Annotated in this window: 15 protein-coding genes and 3 pseudogenes; 6 read left to right on the top strand and 12 right to left on the bottom strand. The window is 67.1% G+C overall.

The features are described from left to right. Nucleotides 1–15 precede the first annotated feature (15 nt). The 3 genes from polA to ACWPN3_RS09820 form a co-directional block, all read right to left on the bottom strand. Entirely contained in the window at nucleotides 16–2,940 is a 2,925-nt protein-coding gene (gene polA, locus ACWPN3_RS09830) for a DNA polymerase I (RefSeq protein ID WP_492243137.1), read from the bottom strand. Between the two features lie 132 nt (nucleotides 2,941–3,072). Next, nucleotides 3,073–3,852 carry a response regulator transcription factor gene (locus tag ACWPN3_RS09825; protein ID WP_109450993.1) on the bottom strand — a complete coding sequence of 260 codons (780 nt, stop codon included), beginning with the start codon at nucleotides 3,850–3,852 and terminating at the stop codon, nucleotides 3,073–3,075. 118 nt (nucleotides 3,853–3,970) lie between these two features. Next, nucleotides 3,971–4,846, bottom strand: coding sequence for a substrate-binding periplasmic protein (locus ACWPN3_RS09820; RefSeq protein WP_492243136.1), 876 nt, complete (start codon nucleotides 4,844–4,846; stop codon nucleotides 3,971–3,973). Between the two features lie 537 nt (nucleotides 4,847–5,383). Here ACWPN3_RS09820 and ACWPN3_RS09815 point away from each other — a divergent pair. From ACWPN3_RS09815 to ACWPN3_RS09790, 6 genes and pseudogenes are all read left to right on the top strand, one after another. After that, nucleotides 5,384–7,003 (top strand): SpoIIE family protein phosphatase, encoded by a 1,620-nt coding sequence (locus tag ACWPN3_RS09815; RefSeq protein ID WP_492261308.1) that lies wholly within the window; start codon nucleotides 5,384–5,386, stop codon nucleotides 7,001–7,003. 19 nt (nucleotides 7,004–7,022) lie between these two features. After that, nucleotides 7,023–7,568, top strand: a complete 546-nt coding sequence (locus tag ACWPN3_RS09810; RefSeq protein ID WP_492243134.1) for a SiaB family protein kinase — start codon at nucleotides 7,023–7,025, stop codon at nucleotides 7,566–7,568. Nucleotides 7,569–7,588: 20 nt separating this feature from the next. Beyond that, nucleotides 7,589–7,963 (top strand): biofilm regulation phosphoprotein SiaC, encoded by a 375-nt coding sequence (gene siaC / locus ACWPN3_RS09805; protein ID WP_109450990.1) that lies wholly within the window; start codon nucleotides 7,589–7,591, stop codon nucleotides 7,961–7,963. A gap of 20 nt (nucleotides 7,964–7,983) precedes the next feature. Continuing rightward, a pseudogene (locus ACWPN3_RS09800) lies at nucleotides 7,984–8,313 on the top strand (histidine kinase dimerization/phospho-acceptor domain-containing protein); the annotation flags it as partial. 238 nt (nucleotides 8,314–8,551) lie between these two features. After that, on the top strand, nucleotides 8,552–8,932 hold the full coding sequence (locus ACWPN3_RS09795; protein WP_492261422.1) for a sensor histidine kinase: 381 nt from the start codon (nucleotides 8,552–8,554) through the stop codon (nucleotides 8,930–8,932). Continuing rightward, complete coding sequence (locus ACWPN3_RS09790) at nucleotides 8,929–9,717, top strand: GGDEF domain-containing protein (protein WP_492243131.1); 789 nt, start codon at nucleotides 8,929–8,931, stop codon at nucleotides 9,715–9,717. The genes ACWPN3_RS09795 and ACWPN3_RS09790 overlap by 4 nt, the downstream gene beginning before the upstream one ends. Here the strand turns inward: ACWPN3_RS09790 and ACWPN3_RS09785 are convergent. From ACWPN3_RS09785 to ACWPN3_RS09745, 9 genes and pseudogenes are all read right to left on the bottom strand, one after another. Beyond that, complete coding sequence (locus tag ACWPN3_RS09785) at nucleotides 9,714–11,606, bottom strand: AI-2E family transporter (RefSeq protein WP_492261307.1); 1,893 nt, start codon at nucleotides 11,604–11,606, stop codon at nucleotides 9,714–9,716. The two genes, ACWPN3_RS09790 and ACWPN3_RS09785, sit on opposite strands and share 4 nt — an antisense overlap. Nucleotides 11,607–11,720: 114 nt before the next feature. After that, the gene (locus tag ACWPN3_RS09780; RefSeq protein ID WP_492261421.1) at nucleotides 11,721–12,473 is read right to left on the bottom strand and encodes an agmatine deiminase family protein; all 753 of its coding nucleotides are present in this window, start codon (nucleotides 12,471–12,473) and stop codon (nucleotides 11,721–11,723) included. A gap of 91 nt (nucleotides 12,474–12,564) precedes the next feature. Then, nucleotides 12,565–12,672 (bottom strand): annotated as a pseudogene (locus ACWPN3_RS09775) (agmatine deiminase family protein); the annotation flags it as partial. Between the two features lie 635 nt (nucleotides 12,673–13,307). Then, complete coding sequence (locus tag ACWPN3_RS09770) at nucleotides 13,308–14,141, bottom strand: ABC transporter permease subunit (RefSeq protein ID WP_492261306.1); 834 nt, start codon at nucleotides 14,139–14,141, stop codon at nucleotides 13,308–13,310. Next, nucleotides 14,138–15,081: pseudogene (locus ACWPN3_RS09765) on the bottom strand (ABC transporter permease subunit). The gene ACWPN3_RS09770 and the pseudogene ACWPN3_RS09765 overlap by 4 nt, the downstream one beginning before the upstream one ends. Next, entirely contained in the window at nucleotides 15,078–16,229 is a 1,152-nt protein-coding gene (locus ACWPN3_RS09760; protein WP_492261305.1) for an ABC transporter ATP-binding protein, read from the bottom strand. Before ACWPN3_RS09760 ends, ACWPN3_RS09765 begins: the two are co-directional and overlap by 4 nt. 102 nt (nucleotides 16,230–16,331) lie before the next feature. Then, nucleotides 16,332–17,429, bottom strand: a complete 1,098-nt coding sequence (locus ACWPN3_RS09755; RefSeq protein WP_452032267.1) for an extracellular solute-binding protein — start codon at nucleotides 17,427–17,429, stop codon at nucleotides 16,332–16,334. 708 nt (nucleotides 17,430–18,137) lie between these two features. Then, entirely contained in the window at nucleotides 18,138–18,512 is a 375-nt protein-coding gene (locus ACWPN3_RS09750) for an EamA family transporter (RefSeq protein WP_109450976.1), read from the bottom strand. A gap of 41 nt (nucleotides 18,513–18,553) precedes the next feature. Further along, nucleotides 18,554–21,442, bottom strand: coding sequence for a UbiA family prenyltransferase (locus ACWPN3_RS09745; RefSeq protein WP_492243127.1), 2,889 nt, complete (start codon nucleotides 21,440–21,442; stop codon nucleotides 18,554–18,556). Nucleotides 21,443–21,794 lie beyond the last annotated feature (352 nt).

Genomic DNA, 21,794 nt, shown 5'->3' with positions numbered 1-21,794 from the left:
GGGTTCTCGCCCCCCTCAGTGCGCCTCTTCCCAGTTATCCCCGATCCCGGCTTCCGCCACCAGCGGCACGCCGAGCGTCGCCGCACCCTCCATCACCTCGCGCACAATGCGCGCGGCGTCCTCGGCTTCCGCTTCCGGCACCTCGAACAGCAGTTCGTCGTGCACCTGCAGCAGCATCCGTGCGTTGCTGCCGGCGGCGGCGAGCGCGCCCGGCATGCGGTTCATCGCCCGCTTCATGATGTCGGCGGCGGTGCCCTGGATCGGGGCGTTGATCGCCTGACGCTCGGCGAAGGCGCGGCGGGCGGCGTTCTTTTCCTGGATGCCGGGCATGTAGCAGCGGCGGCCGAACAGCGTCGCCACATAGCCGTGCTGGCGGGCGAAGGCCTTGGTCGCCTCCATCCACACCTTCAGCTCGTGGAAGCGCTCCAGATAGGTCTTGATGAAGGCGTTGGCCTCCCCCGGCGCGATGCCGAGCTGGCGGCCCAGCCCGAAGCCGGAGATGCCGTAGATGATGCCGAAGTTGATCGCCTTGGCCTTGCGGCGGATGTCCGGCGTCATCTGCTCCAGCGGGATGCCGAAGACCTGGGCGGCGGTGGCGGCGTGAATGTCCAGCCCGTCGCGGAAGGCGTCCTTCAGCGCCTGGATGTTCGCCATCTCCGCCACCAGACGCAGCTCGATCTGCGAATAATCGACGCTCAGCAGCTTGTAACCGGGGGACGCGACGAAGGCGCGGCGGATCTTCTTGCCCTCCTCCGTCCGCACCGGGATGTTTTGCAGGTTGGGGTCGGTCGAGGACAGGCGGCCGGTGTTGGTCGCCGCCAGCGCGAAGGCGGTGTGGACGCGGCCGGTGACCGGCGAGATCTTCTCCTGCAACGCGTCGGTGTAGGTGCTCTTCAGCTTGGCGAGCTGGCGCCAGTCGAGCACACGCTGGGCGATGGTGTGGCCCTGTTCCGCCAGCTCCTCCAGCACGCTGCTGTCGGTGGAATAGGCTCCGGTCTTGCCCTTCTTGCCGGTGCCGAGCTTGAGAGTGTCGAACAGGATTTCGCCCAGCTGCTTGGGCGAGCCGATGTTGAAGCTCTGGCCGGCCAGCGCATGGACATCCTTCTCGATCTCGGCGAGGCGGAGCGACAGGCTCTGCGACAGGTCGGACAGCGCCTTCTTGTCGATGTGGACGCCGGCCCGCTCCATGTCCGCCACCACCGGGACCAGCGGGCGGTCCAGCGTCTCGTAGACGGTGACCATGCGGTCGTCGACCAGCCGCGGCTTCAGCAGCGTCCATAGCCGCAGCGTGATGTCGGCGTCCTCGGCGGCATAGGCCAGCGCCTTGTCCAGCGGCACGCGGTCGAAGGTGATCTGGTTCTTGCCGGTGCCGCAGACCTCCTTGAAGGGGATCGGCGTGTAGGCGAGGTGCAGCTCCGCCAGTTCGTCCATGCCGTGGCCGTGCGACCCGCCCTCCAGCACGTAGGAGATCAGCATGCTGTCGTCGACCGGCGACACGTTGACGCCGTTGCGGGCGAACAGCTGATGGTCGAACTTGAAGTTGTGGCCGATCTTCAGGACCGACCGGTCCTCCAGCACGTCCTTCAGGATCGCCATCGCCTCGTCGGTCGCGATCTGCCTGGGCGGCGTCGGGGCCTCGAAATCGAGTTGGCCGGCCGCCGCCGCACCCTCCGCCTTGTGGGCGAGCGGGATGTAGCAGGCGATGCCCGGCTCGGTCGACAGCGAGACGCCGACCAGCGTGGCGGTGGCCGGCGTCAGGCTGTCGGTCTCGGTGTCGACCGCCAGCACGCCGGTCTCGCGCGCCCGCTCGACCCAGCGGCGCAGCGCGTCGGCATCCTGGACCAGCTCGTAGCGCACCTCCGGGACGTTCAGCACCGTCCTGCGGGCCGGGCGGTCCTCCGTGGCCGGGCTTTCCGCCGTCGCCGGCGACTTCGCCGCAGGGCTGGGCATGGAGCCGGGGGCCGGGAGCGAGCCGCCGGCCCCGTCGGCGATGCGGCCGTCCTTCTGCATCTCCATCTCGACGCGGGAGACGATGCTGCGGAAGCCCTGGGCGCGCAGGAAGTCGATCAGCCGCTGGTGATCGGGCTCGCGCACCCGCAGCTCGTCCAGCGGCTTGGGCGGCGGCACCTGATCGTCGAGCAGGACCAGACGGCGGGAGACGCGGGCCAGATCGGCGAACTCGACCAGCTTCTGGCGGCGGGCCGGCTGCTTGATCTTCTCGGCATTGGCGAGCAGGGCTTCCAGGTCGCCGTATTCGGTGATCAGCTGGGCGGCTGTCTTCACGCCGATGCCGGGCACGCCGGGGACGTTGTCGACGCTGTCACCGGCCAGCGCCTGTACGTCCACCACCTTCTCCGGCGGGACGCCGAACTTCTCGAACACCTCGTCGGGGCCGATGGCCTTGTTCTTCATCGGGTCGAACATGCCGACGCCGGGGCGGACCAACTGCATCAGGTCCTTGTCCGACGACACGATGGTGACCGGCCGGCCGGCCTCCTGCGCCAGACGGGCGTAGGTGGCGATCAGGTCGTCGGCCTCATAGCCCTCAAGCTCCAGGCAGGGCAGGCAGAAGGCCTCCGTCGCCTCGCGGATCAGCGCGAACTGCGGCTTCAGCTCCTCCGGCGGCTCCGGGCGGTGGGCCTTGTAGTCGGGGTAGAATTCGTTGCGGAAATTCAGGCGCTTGCTGTCGAAGACCACCGCCACGGCCTCCGCCTTGGCGTCGGCCAGCAGTTTCAGCAGCATGTTGGAGAAGCCCAGCACCGCGTTGACCGGCGTGCCGTCCGGTCGCGTCAGCATCGGCAGCGCATGGAAGGCGCGGAAGATGAAGCCCGAGCCGTCGACCAGATACAGGCCGCTGCCGTCGCTGCCCGAATTGGCGCCGCCGGAAGCGGGGCTGCCGGTCGCGGGGGTGTTCTCGGAGGCGGCGGTGGCATCTGTCATGGTGGTCTCTCGTCCCTTCCTTGCGGGCGCTACCATCGCCGAAGGAGGGCCGGGAGTCGAGTGCCGAGACCGGGGTGGAGACCCGCCGCCAACGCCCCTTGCCGCCGGCAGCACACCGCCGGCAGCGCGGCCTCAGTCGGCGCTGTCCTCCACCGCGCTGGTCACCACCGGGCCGACGAAGGCATAGCCGACGCCGTGGACCGCCTGGACCGGCAGGGCGCAGCCGCTGCGCTCCTCCACCTTGATGCGCAAGCGGCGGACCAGGGAATCGATGGAGCGGCTGTAGGGGTCCCAATCGCGGCCGGTCAGGGTGACGGAAATGTCCTGGCGGCTGACCGCCTCACCGGGGGCGGCGACCAGCAGCGAAAGAAACTTGTACTCCGTCGCGGTCAGCGGCACGGCGGAACCGGTCGGCGGCTGGATGCGCCATTCGATGTCGTCGAACACCCAGACCTTGCGCGAGTCCGCAGGGGCAAGGGCAGGCGCCGGACCGGGCAACGACACCCCGATCCCCGCCGGTTGCTCTGTGGCCGATTGCGGTGCGGCGCCCTTCTGCATCCGGCGCATCAGCGCCTTGATCTGCGCCTCCACCTCGCGGAAATCGACCGGCTTGACCAGATAGACGTCGGCGCCCAGCTCCAGCCCGATGACACGGTCGATCAGTCCGGATCGCGCCGTCAGCATGATGATGGCGGCCGAAGAGCTGGCGCGGACGCGGCGGGCGACCGAGAATCCATCCTCGTCCGGCAGATTGATGTCGAGCACGATCACATCCGCCGGGCCTGCCTCCAGCAGGCGGTCCAGCTCGGCGCCGCGCGACGCACCCCCCACCTCGAACCCGCAGCGGTCGAGATATTCGACAAGATCGTCACGAAGGTCGGCTTCGTCCTCGACCACAATGATCCGGGCCACGACGCCTCACGCCCCCATTCACATTCATATGAAGTTATATTAAACGCCCGAAGCGGTTACGCAAACCATATCGGACGGATGGGATAAACCCCGGTTCCGCAAATCCGGTTCCGCGACCTCACCTTTGGGACAGGTAGCGGTCGCCGACCGTCGCGGAATAGCGGCCGACCCAGTCGCGGTCGATGGCGTCGAGGCGCCCCTTCGCCTTCATCTCCGCAAGGCAGCGGTCGAAGTCGGCGCGCAGCTGTTCGTCGCGGAACACCATGCTGTAGGCGGTGGGCGGGAAGATGGCGGTGAACTGCACCGGCTGGGCCGGGTCGAAGGGCAGGCCGCCGGCCGCCTTCGCCTTTTCCTGAAGCTGGCGGTTGTATTCGGCGAAGATCAGGCCGTCGGCCAGAACCGCGTCGACCCGACCGGCGAACAGCAGGTTGGAATGCACCATCTGGTCGGCGCGCTCCCGGAAATCGCCGAAGCTGGGGATGGCGGCGCGCAGCCCCGGCAGCACGTCCGGCGCGCCGGAAAAGGTGATGACGCGCTTGCCCGCCAGATCGGCCAGCGACTGCACGGTCAAACCGCTGCTCTTCAGCACGGAGGCGCCGTTCTGGTAGAGGATGTAGGGGGCGGAGCGGGCTCCCGGCATCTCCATGCCCGCCGGGACGGTGGAGACGGCGTCGATCTGCCCTCCCGGTTGCCCGCCGGCCTGCGCGCTTCCCTGGACGCTGTCGCGGTAGTCGTTCCAGTGGCGGCCGAAGGGGACGACCTTGAAATGCGCCTCATGCCCGCAGGCGGCCAGCGTCTCCGCGATGATGCTGGCCTCGCGCCCGGTGCCGTCGGCGCTCATCATCGGGGGCAGTTCCGGCGCCAGCACGGTCACCGGACGCGCAGCGGCGGGCAACGCCGTCGCGGCCAATGCGGCAAGAACGGCCCCGCCGACGGCGGCAAGTCTGGCTGGAACGGTCCGCGGGACAACGAATGCACGAACACCAAACGCCATCCTTCGCTCTCCCCCAGAAGACAGCTCCAGCCGCCGGCTCTTGCCACAAGCAACAGTATCCGAGGGTAGCACGGCCGGCGACGCGGGCGTCTACGGGAAAAACCGCTTTCCCCCAAAGGCTTCAGCCGGGTGGCCAGGCCGTTGTTACACTTCGTCGCAATTGGATGGAAATGGTCTCCGCCGGTTTCCGATTGTTCCCATTTTCCCGGATGTCCCGACACTGCATGAAGCCGGTGCCGAATGTTATTTCAGGACTGATTGATCCCGTCGTGCTAAGGGTAACCTTATCCGCCACATGCATCATGTCCGCCGGCCGGTTCGATGACTGTCGGCATGCTGCACGCGAGGGTGGATTTACTGATGCGCCTGGGACTATCGCGGATCCGGCAACCGGGGCCGCGGCTGACTTGAAACCCGCCATGAACACGGATCGTCCGATCGGCCGGGTCAGGAGGATGTGGATGAGCGTCACGGGATGGGACGACACCGAATCCTGATACGCTGCGCGGCGCCGGCCCCCAGGGGTCGGGCGACGAGGTGGTCCGTGCCGGCGGGTCGTCGCTGCTGACCCGCGTCATCCTGATGATCGTCGGCTGCACCCTGCTGGTCGGGCTGATCGCCATGGGCGTCTCCTCCGTCCTGGTCGGCCGGCAGCAGAGGGAGGCGCTGACCCACCGGGCGACCCTGGTCGGCACGCTCCAGGCCTCGGCCATGGGGCAGGCGGTGTGGGAGTTCGACACCCGCGCGGTGGAGGCGATGATCCGCGGCCTGTTGGCCGAGGACGCGGCGGTGCGCAGCGTCAAGGTGTGGGCGGCTTCCGGCGGCCGCGGCGGCCATGGCGAGCCGCTGGTGGCGCTGGAGCGTCCGGCCGGCCGGGCCGAGCTGACGACCGTCGAAAAGCAGATCGTCATGTCCGGCAGCAACGGCGAGCGCACGATGGTCGGCCTGCTGCGCATGACCTATTCGCTGGAGGAGGCGGAAAGCGCCACCATGACCGCGCTGGCGCCGATGGCCGGACTGGTCTTCTTCTCGCTGCTCGCCGTCATCGGCATGATCAGCATCCTGCTGAACCGGCTGGTGCTGGCGCCGCTCGCCCGGCTGACGCGCTCCGCCGGGGCCATCGCCGCCGGCGACTACCGCGTCCGCCTGCGCAACACCCGCGCCGACGAGATCGGGCAGCTGACCGTCGCCTTCAACCACATGGCGGAAACCGTCCACGGCTATACCGAGCGGCTGGAACAGCGCGTCGCCGAACGGACGGAGGAGCTGCGCCAGTCCAATGAGCAGCTGGCGGTCGTCAACCGGCAGGTGATGGACAGCATCCAGTATGCCAGCCTCCTGCAATCCGCCATCCTGCCCGACGAGCGGGAAATGGCACGGCACCTGGACGGCGTCTGCGTGCTTTGGCGTCCGCGCGACGTGGTGGGCGGCGATTTCCACATCTTCCGCGAGTTGGAGGACGGCCGTTTCCTGATCGGCGTCGCCGACTGTTCCGGCCATGGCGTGCCGGGGGCCTTCATGACGATGACGGTGTCGGCCGTCCTGGACCATGTGCTGTCGGAAACGCCGGACAGCGATCCGGCGACGATCCTGGGCGGGCTGAACCGCATGGTGCGCGCGGCACTGGCCCGCGGGCGCGACAACCCGCGCTTCGACAACGGCCTGGACATCGGGCTGTGCCTCGTGCGGCCGGACCGGGGAGACCTGCTGTTCGCCGGCGGGCGGATCGGCCTGCACATCGTCGACTCCGCTGCCGGCGGGACCGTCGATGAGGTGAAGGGCGATGCGCAGAGCCTGGGCTATCGCCGGTCCGACAGCAGCCACCGCTTCACCACCCACCGGGTGGAGCTGGCGCCCGGACGCAGCTTCTATTTGACCACCGACGGCTTCCTCGATCAGGCCGGCGGCACCCGCGGCTTCGGCTTCGGCAACCGCCGCTTCGCCGCGATGCTGCTTGAGCATGACGCGATCCCGATGACGGAGCGCCGGGCCGCCTTCGCGCAGGCCCTGGCCGAGCATCAGGGCGAGCGGGCACAGCGCGACGACATCACCCTGGTCGGCTTCACCGTTTCGCCTGCCGCCGCACCGGCCGCAACACCGGTGCTTGCGGCGGCATCCGCGCCCGACGCATCCTCATCCCACCCCGTTCACCCGTAAGGCAGGTCGTCAAGGTCCGATGAAAGGCAACGAACTCTTCAACCTTCAGGAGCTGCTGTCGCGGCAGAAGCTGCTGATCTGCTTCAGCGGCCCCTTCAGCCACAGCGTCATCGAAGAGCTGGGCAAGGCGGTCCGCAACCATCTGGAAAATGAGCGGATCGAAAAGTCGGCGATCATGGACGTCTTCTCCGTCTATGTGGAGCAGGCGCAGAATGTCCGCAACTACACGGCGTCGCGGGAAGCGCTGGGCCGGCCGATCCCGGCCAACAGCGGCATCGTGGTGATCGGCAAGGAGCATGACCATTACGTGGTCAGCTCCGGCAATCTGGTGGAGGCGGACGACGTCCCCGGCCTGTCGGCGATGCTGGAGAAGCTGCGCGGGCTGGACAAGGCCGGCCTGAAGGCGGTCTACAAGGAACAGTCGCGCAAGCCGCGCGAGGCGGGCGCCAGCGGCGCCGGGCTGGGCCTGATCGACATGGCGCGCAAGGCCACCCGGCCGCTGGAATATTCGTTGCGCGCGGTGGATGACACCTATTTCTTCTTCAGCCTTGAAGTGCAGCTATAAGAAATCACGGAATACACATAATGGACAGTTTGCGGATCGAGGCAACCTCCTGCTCTCCCCTGATCGATTTCGATCCGGCGGCCGGACTGCTGCGCATCGAAGGCGAATCCTATCCGGAGAACTCCTTCGATTTCTACGCGCCGGTGTTCAACTGGCTGGAGGATTATCTGAAGACCCCCGCGCCGGCAGTGGTGCTGGACATCGGGCTGAGCTACCTCAACACCAGCAGCATCAAATGCATGATCGACGTGCTGGAAATGCTGGACGGCGCCCACCAGCAGGGCCAGACGGTGTCGGTGCGCTGGCATTACGACAGCGACAACGACCGCGCCCTCGACATGGCGGAGGAGTTTGCCGAGGACGTGTCTCTGCCGTTTGAAATTCTGGCCCATTGATGGCGCGCTGAGTACCCGAAATGCCGATGCGCTCACAGGAACAGGAGCTTCGTCAATGGGTGGCACGGTTGGCCGAGGATCCGGCCAATGCCGACAACCCGCTGCTGGCGGAATTCCAGACGCTGGCGGAGCGGCATGGCAAGCTTTTGCGCCAGTTTCACAAGATCGCCAAGATCAGTGACCGTCTCCAGACCGAGACCAAGGAGATAACGCGCCAGCAGCGGCAGTTCGTGCTGATGGTCAGCCACGAATTCCGCACGCCGTTGGCGATCATCGACAGCGCCTCGCAGATGCTGGAGCTGGAGCCGAAGCTGCCGGTTTCGGCGATGCCGCGGGTCGGTAAGATCCGCAACGCGGTCCAGCGGATGCTGCACCTGATCGAACGCTGCCTGACCAACGAACGGCTTGGCGCCGCGAAGGCGCGGCCAGTGGCCTTCGACCTTGCGGCGATGCTGACCACGCTGGCGGGCGAGATGGCAGGGACCGCCACCGGCCACCGGTTCGAGTTGCACGGCCTGGACCTTCCGGTGCCGATTCCAGGCGACCGCGACCTTTTGGCGGTCGTGTTCTCCAACCTGATGGAAAACGCTGTCAAATACTCGCCGAACGGGGACGATCCGCCTCGACCTTTCGGTCGGCGACGGTGCCGCCGGCAGCCCTTGCGGAGGCGGCGCGGGCGGTCAGGTGACGGTGCGGATCTCGGACGAGGGGATCGGTGTCAACGCAGCCGACGCGGCGCGGCTGTTCGACAAGTATTTCCGTGCCTCCAACGCGGCGGGGACGACCGGGGCCGGGCTTGGCCTCCACCTCGCCCGCTGCATCGTCGATACCCATGGCGGCGGGATCTCGGTGGCGAGCGAGCCGGGCCAGGGCTCGACCTTCACCGTCCGGCTGCCGGTGGCGCGGGCAGCGATGTCCACGGCGGCAACGGCTTCGGCGGCGGTTCCGGTACCGGAGACGTCGCAATGACAGGGGCTGCCGACTCCGAGGTCGACAATTCCGACGGCACGACGGTAACGGGCTTGCCCAGGCGCTGGGCCTTGCGGCGGGGAACGATGGGCATGATGCTGCAGGAACAGAGGCTTCAGGATTGGGTCGACCGTCTTGCGGCGAACGAGGATTATGCCGGCCATCCGCTGATGCAGGAGTTCCGCGCGCTCGCCAACGACCACATGAAGCTGATGCGGCAGCTGACCAAGATCGCCAAGATCAGCGACCGCATGCAGACCGACACCCGCCAGATGGCGCGCACGCTGCACGCCGCATCGCAGACCGACCCGCTGACCGATCTGCCGAACCGCCGCCAGATGATGGAGCGGCTGGAGGCGGAGCTGTGCCGCGTCGGCCGCAACGGCAGCGGCTTCGCCCTGATCATGCTGGACATCGACCATTTCAAGGACGTGAACGACGCCTTCGGCCATGCCGCCGGCGACCATGTGCTGGTGGAGACCGCCGGCCTGCTGCGCCGGAACCTCCGCCTGCACGACCTGTGCGCCCGTTGGGGCGGAGAGGAATTCCTGATCCTGTTGCCCGGCAGCGATCAGATCCAGGCCGAAACCGTCGCGGAAAAACTACGCCAGCTCATCGCCCACCATCCGTTCGCCCACCAGGACAGCAGCATCACGGTGACGCTCAGCCTGGGCGTTGCGTCCTATCGCCAGGGGCAGACCGCCGACACCTGCATCCAGGCGGCCGACGACGCGCTCTACATCGCCAAGCGCGCCGGACGCAACCGCTGGGCGGCAGCAGCCTAGGTCGGGGAAGGTGCTGCTTCGGCAACCGTGTCCGGCACCGGCACGGCACCGATGTTCAGCTCCTCCAGCTGCGCCAGAGCCCCGGCCATCCCGGTGGCGACCAGAGTGGCGTCGGTCTCGGCGCTGGCCCGCTCCGGCACCTCGGATTCCGGATGGGCGCTCCACAGGCAGAGCAGAATCGGCACGCGCGGGCCGAAATGCATCCGCAGGCGGCGCATCATCCGCCGGCAATGGCCCAGCGCCGACGGGTTGAGCGAGGACAGCACCACCGCATCCACCCCCGTGGTGCCGAGGCTGGCGATGGAGCGGGTCGATGCCTTCTCGCAGGGCACGACATCGGCATGGATGCCGCGTCCCGCCAGCAGATAGGCGAGAAGCCCGGCCGCCGCCTCGTCCAGATTGTTGCGGGCCCCGACGCAGAGCACGCGCGGCGCATTCTCGGCAGGCGCGGTTGCATCCGACAACTCGTCCAGCAGCCCCGCCATGCCCTCGGCCACCGCCTGCCTCCCGTCCGGGTTGAGGGAACCGCGCTGGCGCTCCTGTTCGGCCAGCGACAGGGCGGGCAGCAGCAGTCCGTCGGCCAGTTCCAGCGGAGTGGACTTGCCGAGCCGCTCCTCGGCGAGTTCCGTCGCTTCCGCGGGATCGCGGGCCAGCAGGCGCTGGTAGATCTTCGCCTCGTCGGGCAGGACCGGGCGGTCGCCCAGCATCACCTCCAGGAAATGCAGCTGCGGCACATGGCGGCCGAGCACCACGAGGCAGACGGTCAGCGGCGTCGCCAGCAAGAGCCCGACCGGGCCCCACAGCGTCGTCCACACCACCGCCGCCACGATGATCGCGAGCGAGGACAGGCCGGTCGCCGTTCCGTAGAGCCAGGGCTCGACCACATTGTTGGAGAACAGCTCGACCGCCACGAACAGGGCGATGCACAGCAGCGGCAGGGTCCAGCCGGTGTCGACCGCGAAGGACAGCAGGATGGGAAAGGCCGAGGCGATCACCGGCCCGAGGAAGGGGATGAAGCGCAGCACCGTCGCCAGCAGCCCCCACAGCAGCGGGTTCGGCACGCCGAGCAGCCAGAGCCCGACGCCGATGGGCAGCCCGTAGGTCACGTTCACCACCACCTGCATCAGCAGATAGCGGCTGACCCGCTCACCGGCGTCGTTCATCGCCTCCGTCGTCCGGCTGAGGTCGCCGGAACCCACCAGCCGGATCATCCGGTCGCGCAGATCCTCCCGCTGCAACAGCATGAAGATGGTGAAGACCAGCACCATGCCGGCGGTGGCGATCGGCGTCATCGCCGGGCCAAGCACCCGGCTGACGAGGTCGAAGACGCCGGTGTCGGACTGGTCGATGCGCACCGGGACCGGCTCGCGGTGCACAGGCGCGCCGGCCTGCGGCGCCGGACCGGCGCCGGGCAGCTGGTTGGCCGCGGCACCGGCGGTGGCGCGCTCGATCTCCTGTTGCAGGTCGCGGAAGGCATCCGTCGCCTGCTTCAGCGCGCCGCGGTCGCCGGCCGAGGCGGTGGCGCTGCGCAGCGACTTGATCTTGGTGTGGATGTTGCGCTGGTAGGTCGGCAGATTGTCGGCCAGATCGCCCAGCTGGCTGCCCACCACCGCACCGAAGCCGATGATGCCGAGGAAGAGCAGCGCCACCACCGCCAGCACCGACGGAACGCGGCCCAGACGCCAGCGCTCCAGCCGGGTGACGATGGGCGTCAGCACGAAGCTGAGCAGCACCGCCAGCGCGATGGGCATCAGGATGTCCGCCGCCAGATACAGCGTCACCACGATCAGCGTGATGATCAGCAGGATCGTTCGGGTGGAGACGGGTGGAGCGGCCTTCGTCACCGCGATGGGGCGTGCCTGCAGCCGGCGGGCGGTGTCCTCGGCCATGATCGTCGGGCTTTCCGGAAGGGAGAATGCCCGACATGAACACCGGCCGCGCCGCCACGTTCCCTCGCCTGCCCCGTCACGGCGGCGAGGGTCGCCAAACCATGATCGGGCCCGTCAGGGAAGCGGCTGCTGCTGGGTGATGCAGTGGATGCCGCCGCCGCCGCGGACGATGTCGAGCGCTGCGATCTGCACCACCTCGCGGTCGGGGAAGGCCTTGCGGACGACGCGGAAGGCCTCGTCGTCGGCCGGATCCTCGAAGGCCGGCATGACGATGCCGCCGTTGGCGATGTAGAGGTTGGTGTAGGACAGGGTCAGGCGCACGCCGTTCACGTCGCGGCGGGCCGGCTGCTGGATGGTGATGACCTCAAGTTCGCGGCCCTTCGCATCGCGGGCACGCTTCAGCCGGTCGAGATTGTCCTGGAAGATTTTGAAATTGGGGTCGCCGGGATCGTCGGTGGTGATCGCCATCACCACGCCCGGACGCACGAACAGCGCGATCTCGTCGATGTGCCCGTCGGTCTCGTCGTCCTGATAGCCCTGCCCCAGCCAGATCACCGTCTCGACGCCGAGATGGCTCTTCAGGTTTTGCTCAATCTCTTCCCGCGACAGGCCGGGATTGCGGTTGGGATTCAACAGGCACTGTTCGGTGGTGATCAGCGTCCCCTCCCCGTCGACATGGAAGGAGCCGCCCTCCATCACCAGCGGGGCGGACATGCAGGGGAGCTTGAGATGGTCGAGGATCAGGCGGCCGACCTGCTGGTCCTTGTCGCTGCCTTCGTAATTGCCGCCCCAGGCGTTGAATCCCCAATGGACGCCGGCCAGCCCACCCTTGCCGTCGACGACGAAGCTGGGGCCGGTGTCGCGGATCCAGGAATTCGCTGATCGGCAGCGGCAGGATCTGGATGCCGGGACCGCAGGCGAGCGAGGCTTCCGCCACGTCCGCCGGGTCGCACACCATCGTCACCGGCTCGAAGCGGGAGATGGCCTGCGCGACCTCGGCATAGGCGTCGCACGCGGCGTCGAAAGCGCCCTCCGGCCAGGTTTCCGGCCGGCACGGCCACGCCATCCAGCATCCGCTGTGGCTGGCCCATTCGCCGGGCATGCGGAAGCCTTGACCCGTCCATTCACCCGTCGGCATCGGGGCGTTCGGTGTCGTCATGCGTCGATCCCTCTACCCTTTTTCAAAGTCCTCTGCCCGTCGCAGCCGCGACACCGAAACAACGGTCGGACCGAGACAACGGTCAGCGCGCCGCAAGAGACCGGGACATTTTTCATACCCCTCCACCCTAACCACGGGAGCGCGCCTTTGGCAATCGCGTCCGCCGCAGCGCGTGCTTGGCGTTATGGCAGAGGGGCGTCGTGCAGAGTGGCCTTGCGGCGACGGGATTTTAAAAAGACGCGGATGGACGTCGCGTCGTCATGCCGGGAGAGGAGTCCGGCATGAGGCCCGGCTAGAGGCCGGACGGCGGGCGCAGGGCGCGGCGGGCGGTGACCGAACGGGTGGTCGCATAGGCAGTGGAAACGGGACTGAAAAATCCGAGTCTCAACAAGGGGAACCACAGGAGCGCGCGCATGGCACGACCTCTTTCGCTGTTGACGATGACATCAACATAGCAAAGGAAACGGGCAATTGCCATCCGCGGCGGCAGAGGTCTGCTGCGCGCGGATGGCTAGGTCTGCGGAACGCTTCCAAAAAGCCGTTCAGCCGTTCTGAATCGCCATCTGTTCGTCGCGTTTGCGCTGCCGTTCCTGGCGGGCCATGACGATGCTGGCGACGAAGATGCCGGCCGCCACCACCAGAACCATCAGCGTCGCCAGCGCGTTGATCTGCGGGCTGATGCCGAACTTGACGCTGGAGAAGATTACCATCGGCAGCGTCGTCGAACCGGGGCCGGAGACGAAACTCGCCACCACCACGTCGTCCAGCGACAGGGTGAAGGCCAAAAGCCAGCCGGCGACCAGCGCCGGGGCGATCAGCGGCAGGGTGATGACGAAGAACACCTTGGCCGGACGGGCGCCCAGATCGATCGCCGCCTCCTCCAGGCTGCCGTCCATGCCGGCCAGCCGCGACTGGATGACCACCGCGACGTAGGACATGGTGAAGGTGGTGTGGGCGATGGTGATCGTGGTGACGCCGCGCCCGTCGGGCCAGCCCAGCCATTGCTCCATCGCCACGAACAGCAGCAGCAGCGACAGGCCGGTGATGACCTCCGGCATGACCAGCGGCGCGGTGATCATGCCGCCGAACAGGGTGCGGCCGCGGAACCGCCCGAAGCGGGTCAGCGCCAGCCCGGCGCAGGTGCCCAGCAGCACCGAAAGCGTCGCCGACACCGCCGCCACCTGGAAGGACAGGAACGCCGCATCCAGCAGGGCGTCGTTGTGGAGCAGTTCGCCATACCATTTGGTCGAAAAGCCGCTCCACACCGTCACCAGCCGCGACTTGTTGAAGCTGAAGACGACCAGCAGCGCGATGGGCACATAGAGGAAGGCGTAGCCGAACAGCAGCGCCCAGGACAGGAATCCGAACCGTTTCATCGCCCGGCCTCCGCCTGTTTGCCCTGCACATGCTGGAAGATCATGATCGGCACCACCAGGACCAGAAGCAGCGCGATGGCCACCGCCGACGCGACCGGCCAGTCGCGGTTGGCGAAGAACTCGTTCCACAGCACGCGGCCGATCATCAGCGTGTCCGGGCCGCCCAGCAGTTCCGGCGTCACGAACTCGCCCACTGCCGGGATGAAGACCAGCAGCGAACCGGCGATGATCCCCGGCAGCGACAGCGGCAGCGTGATCGACAGGAAGGATTTGAACGGACGGGAGCCGAGGTCGGCCGCCGCCTCCAGCAGGCTGGGATCCATCTTCTCCAGGGTCGAATAGAGCGGCAGGACCATGAAGGGCAGATAGCAGTAGGTCATGCCGATATAGACCGCCCAGTCGGAATAGAGGATTCGACCGGCCCGCTGGTGATGCCCGCCCATTCCAGCAGATTGCTGATGACGCCGTTGCCCTTGAGGATGCCGATCCAGGCATAGATTCGGATCAGGAAGCTGGTCCAGAAGGGCAGGATCACCAGCATCATCAGCGGTCCGCGCCGGGCCGGATCGGCCTTGGCGATGGCATAGGCCATGGGATAGCCGATGGCGAGGCACATCAACGTGGTGACCGCCGCGATCCTGAGCGAATTCAGATAGGCGAGGATGTAGAGGTCGTCCCCGCCCAGCCGGAAATAATTGCTGATGTTCAGCAGGATCTGCAGCTTGGAGGTGCCGGCATCCTCGTCGGTCAGCCACTCCACCAGCGACGAATAGGGCGGCTGGGCGATGATCGATTTGGAGAAGCTGATGCCGAAGACGATCAGGAAGGGCACCATGAAGAACAGCAGCAGCCACAGATAGGGGATGGCGACGACCACGCCGCGGCCCCACAGCCCGATCCGGCTGAGCCCGGAAACGAGGACGGAGACGACCGTCCTCATTGGGTCAGCACCACGCCGGCGAAGGGGCGCCAGGTCAGGGTCACCTCGTCCTCCCAGGTGATCGGCATTTCGGTGCGGCGGGTGATGTTGGGGGCGGTGACGCGCACCGTCTTGCCGGTCGGCAGCTGCACGAGATAGATCGACACGTCGCCGAGATAGGCGATCTCGCGGACGATGCCCGTCGTCCGGTTGCGGCCGTCACCATCCGGCAGCGGCTCCTTCGACAGGGCGATCTTTTCCGGCCGGATGGCGACGGAGACGGGCGAGCCGGCCGGCGCCGGGGTGGCGTGGGCGATCAGCAGCTCGCAGCCGGCCTCCTCCGACGCGACGAGGACCTGGTCCCCTTCGGTCGAGACGACGCGGCCGTCGAACATGTTGATCGAGCCGATGAACTCGGCAACGAAGCGGTTGTGCGGGTATTCGTAGATCTCGGTCGGCGTGCCGACCTGGGCGATCACGCCATGGTTCATCACCGCGATGCGCGAGGACATGGTCATCGCCTCTTCCTGGTCGTGGGTCACGACGATGAAGGTGACGCCCAGCTTTTCCTGGATGTTGACCAGCTCGAACTGCGTGCGCTCGCGCAGCTTCTTGTCGAGCGCGCCCAGCGGCTCGTCCAGCAGCAGAAGCTTCGGCCGCTTGACCAGCGAGCGGGCGAGCGCCACGCGCTGGCGCTGGCCGCCGGACAGCTGGTGCGGGCGGCGCTTGCCGAAGGCCGACAGCTGGACCATCCCCAGCATTTCCGTCACGCGGTCGCGGATCTCCGCCTTCGCCACCCCGTCCTGTTTCAGGCCGAAGGCGACGTTCTGCTCCACCGTCATGTGCGGGAACAGGGCGTAGGACTGGAACATCATGTTGACCGGCCGCTCATAGGGCGGGATGCCGGCCATATCGACGCCGTCGATGTAGATCTTGCCCTCGGTCGGCTGCTCGAACCCCGCCAGCATGCGCAGCAGCGTCGTTCTGCCGGAGCCGGAGCCGCCGAGCAGGGCGAAGAACTCGTTGCGGTAGATCGACAGGCTGACTTCGTCCACGGCGACGAAATCGCCGAAGGTCTTCGTCACCTTCTCGATGCGGACATAAGGGGTCTGGCCCGCGTCCTGCCACGGTTCCAGGCGGGTGGGCTTGCGAATTGGCTGACCGGCCATCCGGTTTCCTCTTTCATGACAACGCCCCGGCCGCTCCCCATCGCTGGGGATCGGCCGGGGCGGGCCAGCACCATGGAGCGGCGCTTCTCAGGGGGGCCCGGCTTACTTGCCGGTCTTGACCTTGGTCCACACGCGGGTGCGGGCGCGGTCGGTGGCCTGCTTGATCTGCTTCAGCGAGAACAGCTTCAGCTTGCTGTCGGCCGGCAGGAAGATGCCGGGGTTCGACTTGATGTCGTCGGCGACCGTCGCCAGCGAGGCCGGCACCGCGTTGGCGTAGCTGACCTTGTTGGAGATGTTCGCCATGTTGGCCGGGTCGAGCACGAAGTTGATGTACTCGTAGGCGCCGTCCTTGTTCGGCGCGTCGGCCGGAACCGCCAGCGTGTCCCACCAGACCTGCACGCCTTCCTTCGGCGTGATGTATTCGACCTTGGCGCTCTTCGCCTCGGCGGCGCGGGCGGCACCCTGGATGGCGTCGCCGTTGTAGGCCATCACGACGCAGGCATCGCCGCCGGCGAGGATGTTGATGTTCTCACCGGTGACGAAGCGCTTGATGTAGGGGCGCACCGCCATCAGCGTCTTCTCGACCTTGTCCAGATCCTCCTTCTTCTCGGAGTTCGGGTCGAGGCCGAGATAGTTCAGCACCGACGGGATGACGTCGATGGCCGAATCCATCACGGTGATGCCGCAGGCCGCGACCTTCTTCGCCACCTCCGGCTTGAAGATCAGGTCCCAGCTGTCGAGCGCCACGTCGGGGGCGACGGCCTTGATCTTCTCCGGGATGATGGCGATGCCGACGGTGCCGCCGAGATAGGGCACGGCGTACTTGTTGCCGGGATCCGAATTCTCCAGCAGCTTCAGGACCTTGGGGTCGAGGTTCTTGTAGTTGGGGATCTTCGACTTGTCGAGCGGGCCCACGACCTTGGCCTGGATCAGGCGGGACAGGGTCGGCTCCGCGGTCGGCACGATCACGTCATAGCCGGACTTGCCGACGAGCACCTTCTGCTCCAGCAGTTCCAGGCTGTCGTACAGGTCGACCTTCGTCTCAGCGCCCGTGGCCTTGGTGAAGTCGGCGAGGGTCGTTTCACCCAGATAATCGTTCCAGATGTAGATGTTGACCGGCTTCTTGGCCTGGGCCATCGCCGGGCCGGCGATGGCGATCGCCGCGACCGCGCCGATGAGGCTGAGAGCGAGTTTTTTCATGATTTGCCCCGACCTGTTCGTGTGTGTTGCGGGCACCGCCACATCCCAACGGCTGGCCCGGCTCGCGGGCGCTATTGCACCCACGCCCGGCCATGTTGTCAACGGTTTGGGTCGTGGTCGGGGGCTGGTTTCCGGGACTGGTTTGCAGGCGGCGGCCATCTCCGCGAAGCCATGCGCAATCAATCCTCTACACACCGAATGTCGCAACGGGCCGGTCGGGGCGAAGACCCGGCTCCAACGCTGCGAATCGCCGCCGGGGAAATGCCGCCGGGCGGCGGTGCAGCCGTCCGCACGGGCCTTTGGATCCAGACCTTGGGGCTGGCAAATGGCGACCGGCCGCGACCCCAGGGGTTCCGGGGAACCCGCAAGAGAGTGTCGCGGCCGGCAAAGGAAACCCTTTCCCAAGGCAACGGCCTGCCGGCCGGAACCCGGGTCGCCTGTCTTTAAAATTGCGTGCCCTGGTATTTATGCTCGCGAATATGTCGTCAGTTATACCCGTCAATCTTTTCCGGTCAATACCCGAATCGTGTCATTCCATTTTCAAATTGAAAGATACTGTGACGAAACTCGTCGCCATATCATGGTACTCATTGGCATGCAGACAGTCGTGTACCAAAGATATTGGTGCAATGCGGAATAAGGCGCTGCGACTATTGTCACAGCGCCTTCCTGTTTTGCGGCCGGACCTTTGGTTTGGTTTACGATACCTTAACTTTGCGCCGTCAGGACCACGCCCAGAACCACCAGCAGCGTGCCGATCAGGCGGGTCAGGCTGACCGTCTCGCCCAGCAGCAGCATGCCGAGCGCCAGCGTGACCAGGAAGCCCAACCCGACGAAGGGATAGGCCATGGAAACATCGACCTTCGCCAGGACCGCCAGCCACACCACCATGCCCAGCCCGTAGCAGGCCAGCCCGGTCAGGATGTGCGGCGTGGCGACCACAGACAGGGCGATCTGCCCGGCCTCCCCCCGTGCCAGCGCGGTCGACACCGCGGGGCTGGACATGCCGATCTTCAGGGAAATCTGTGCGATGGCGGACAGGGTGACGCTCAGCAGGATCAGTCCGACGACGGCGATGGGCATGGCGGCTCCGGGAAAATGACGGAAGGATGGAGGGCGGCGGCTCACGCCCGGCCAAGCATCAGCGCGGCGCCGCAGACCAGCCCGATGGCGATGCTCCACTTGTCGCGCGCGGCGAACACCACCGGATCGTCGTGCATCAGCCCGCGGTGGGTTTGCAGCCACACCCGCCCGATCCAGAAGAGCAGCAGCGGGCAGATGATCCACAGCGCCTGCGGCTGGTCATAGACCCGCCCGACCTCCGGGCTGTTGATGTAGAGCGCCATCACCAGCACCGAGAGGAAGCCGGCCGACACACCGATGGATTGCAGCACCGGCATGTCGGCGGTCACATAGCCCCTGCCCTCCGCCTGCCCCAGCCCCAGCTTCAGCATGCTGTCCATCTCGGAATAGCGCTTCACCATGGCGAGGCTGAGGAACAGGAACATCGAGAAGGCAAGCAGCCAGAAGGACGGGACGATGGCCGTCGCCGTGGCGCCGCCCAGCACCCGCAGCGAATAGAGCCCGGCCAGCAGCATCACGTCCCAGATCACCCGGTTCTTGGCGAACAGGTTGTAGAACAGCGACGAGGCGGCATAGGTCGCCAGCGCCGCCAGGAACAGCGGCGGCAGCGCCACCAGCGACAGGACGAGGCTGGCCAGCAGCAGGCCGGGGATCAACGACAGGCCGAGGTCGAGCGGCAGGTCGCCGGCCGCGAAGGGACGGCGGCGCTTGCGCGGGTGGCGGCGGTCGGCCGGCAGGTCCAGCAGGTCGTTCAGCACATAGATGCTCGACGCGCACAGCCCGAAGGCGAGGAAGGCGGCGACGGCCTGGAGGGTCGGCCCGACCTCCCCCAGCTTCTGGCCGGCCACCAGCGGCACGAAGACCAGCAGGTTCTTCAGCCACTGGTGCAGGCGCAGCGCCTTCAGGATCAGCAGCAGGCGCGGCCGGCGCGGGGTGGCGATGGTCTCCAGCGGGCACAGCGTGGCGGCATGGCGAACCACCCCGGCCGCGGCGTCCACCGCGATGCCGCGGCGGGCGGCGCGCCAGACGGCATAATCGGCCTCGTCATTGCCCATATAGTCGAAGATGCCGGACGGCACTTGCGCCCGGATCGCCTCCAGCTTGCGCTCGCTCTTCAGGTTCAGGCCGTCGCTGCTGGACAGCACCTGATCGAACAGGCCGAGATGACGGGCGATGGCGTCGGCATAGCGGTGGTGGGCGGCGGTCGCCAGCACCAGACGCCGGCCGCGCCTGCGCTCCTCCTCCAGCCGTTGCAGGACGGCGGGGTTGTAGATCAGGCCGGCCGGGTCGATCTCCACCCGGCGGGCCAGTTCCGCCTTCAGCCGCGCCTTGCCGCCGGCCAGCCAGACCGGCACCAGCAGCGCCGCCCAGGGCTGCGCCTTGATCAGGCCGAACAGCGATTCATAGAGGAGGTCGGTCCTCAGCAGCGTGCCGTCGAGATCGACGAACAGCGGCGGCTCCTCGGCGACCGGGGGCGGGACCGGCGTCGCAGTGGCGGCACGCGGGAGGGCGACGACGGAGGGCGCAGCCTCCTCGGCCGGCGGGGCATGACCGCGCCCGACCGCTCCCTCGACGCCCCACAGGGCTGCTGCGGCGCGGTCGTGCCGTGGAGCCAGCACAGTGATCAGGCCCAGCAGCATCAGGGTGGCGAAGAACAGATAGGATTGCAGGACGTTCAGCGGGCTGTCGGCCAGCGCGTTGACCGGCCAGAACAGGACGTTGCCGGCCAGGAAATAGGCCACCGCCAGCAGCGTGACCGCCCCGGCCGGACGTCGCAGCCCGGGCTCCAGCAGGATCAGGAAGGCGAGCGCGAAGGCCGGCAGCAGGATGCCGTAATGATGCACCCAGGCGACCGGCGAACCGACGGTGAAGCAGATGCCGGCGACGACGAAGGCCAGGATCCGTTCGGCCCCGCGGTCGCGCCGCCGCCACAGCAGGCCGAAGCCGACGAAGGCGAGGCCCGAAACCTGCGTGGCGATATGGACCGCCGGGTGATAGGGGGCGAAGGCCTCCGCCGACCATTCCAGATTGTTGCCGTTGTGCAGCAGGCGGTTGACCAGCCCGTTGACGGTCTGGTTGACGTGATAGCTCTCGCCGTGCCGGCCGATGAACAGCAGCACCTCCAGGTAATCGATCATCGGCGCGAAGCCGTAGACCAGGGTCGCCAGCGCCACCCCCGGCACCACGACCGCCGCCCAGCCCGCCGCCATCCGCCAGTCGCCGCGCAGCGCCGCCCAGGCGAGGAACAGCGACATCTGCGGCTTCATCAGCGTCGAGGCGCCGAGCAGGGCTCCGCACAGCACCCGCCGGTCGCGCAGCAGGGCGATGCAGGCGAAGACGAAGGCGGCGTTCAGCCAGACCTGCACCTGCCCCAGCGAAAAGGCCTTCAGAACCGGATAGAAGCACAGCGTCGCGACGAAGCCGAAGCCGCCCAGCAGCACCTGGGTCAGCCGGTCGTCCCGCGCGCCGGGCAGGCGCAGCCGCGCCGCCATCTCCAGCACCAGGATCGCCATGCCGGCCGCGGTCGCCAGCACGAACAGCAGGTTGACCCGCTCGAACGCCACGAGGTTCAGCACCCCCAGCGCCTTCATCGCCTCCAGCGGCAGCAGCGAGGTCACCGGATATTGGAACTTGATGTGCTGCTTGAAGAACACGCCGTCATAGACATTCTCGCCCGGCCGTTCATGCAGCCAGTCGAGTGCGGCGATCATCGGGTCCCAACTGTCGACCGGGATCAGGTCGGGGTTCTCCAGCACGAACAGGTTCTGGATGTCGGTCAGGTTGCTGGCATGGCCGCCGCGGTGCAGCGCCAGCCCCAGCAGCCCGGTCGTCAGCACGATGAACAGCGACGCCAAAATGATGCTGCGCTGAACCCAGCCAACGCTTCGCAGGCCTGTTCGAAGGGACGGGATCGCAGGTTGCATGCTCATGCTTGGCCATCCATCGGTTGCCCATCACTTTTGTCGCGACACTGCCCCGGCTCCGGCTCATCCGCCCGGGCGGGGCAATCGGCCAAGGCAATCGAAGGCGTGCCGCGGCGGCAGAAACGCCATGTCCCGCGAAAGCTACGGCCCCGTGCCTTGACTATTTTCAAAGGAGATAACAAAGTGCAGTGACGCCCAGCCGGCGCCAAACCGCCGCATGGCGACCGTATCTTCCCCTGCCTCTCCTCACAGGGTCGAAAATACACTGCGGTTTTGCTTTGAAAGTCTTCGATTACGTGTGCCGGCGGCCATAAAGGGATGAACGACGACCTTGCGTTTTTAAGCGCATCCGCCAAAA

The organism is Azospirillum sp. UENF 111221 (genome assembly GCF_058780625.1).
This window is presented reverse-complemented; position numbering and strand designations above follow the sequence as displayed.

Bases quoted from the DNA above. Each gene is read 5' to 3' on its own strand.
- ACWPN3_RS09785 (WP_492261307.1), bottom strand. From the start codon at position 11,606: ATGGCCGAGGACACCGCCCGCCGGCTGCAGGCACGCCCCATCGCGGTG.
- ACWPN3_RS09750 (WP_109450976.1), bottom strand. From the start codon at position 18,512: ATGCCCATCGCCGTCGTCGGACTGATCCTGCTGAGCGTCACCCTGTCC.
- ACWPN3_RS09770 (WP_492261306.1), bottom strand. From the start codon at position 14,141: ATGAAACGGTTCGGATTCCTGTCCTGGGCGCTGCTGTTCGGCTACGCC.
- ACWPN3_RS09760 (WP_492261305.1), bottom strand. From the start codon at position 16,229: ATGGCCGGTCAGCCAATTCGCAAGCCCACCCGCCTGGAACCGTGGCAG.
- polA (WP_492243137.1), bottom strand. From the start codon at position 2,940: ATGACAGATGCCACCGCCGCCTCCGAGAACACCCCCGCGACCGGCAGC.
- ACWPN3_RS09755 (WP_452032267.1), bottom strand. From the start codon at position 17,429: ATGAAAAAACTCGCTCTCAGCCTCATCGGCGCGGTCGCGGCGATCGCC.
- siaC (WP_109450990.1), top strand. From the start codon at position 7,589: ATGGACAGTTTGCGGATCGAGGCAACCTCCTGCTCTCCCCTGATCGAT.
- ACWPN3_RS09745 (WP_492243127.1), bottom strand. From the start codon at position 21,442: ATGAGCATGCAACCTGCGATCCCGTCCCTTCGAACAGGCCTGCGAAGC.
- ACWPN3_RS09820 (WP_492243136.1), bottom strand. From the start codon at position 4,846: ATGGCGTTTGGTGTTCGTGCATTCGTTGTCCCGCGGACCGTTCCAGCC.
- ACWPN3_RS09790 (WP_492243131.1), top strand. From the start codon at position 8,929: ATGACAGGGGCTGCCGACTCCGAGGTCGACAATTCCGACGGCACGACG.
- ACWPN3_RS09810 (WP_492243134.1), top strand. From the start codon at position 7,023: ATGAAAGGCAACGAACTCTTCAACCTTCAGGAGCTGCTGTCGCGGCAG.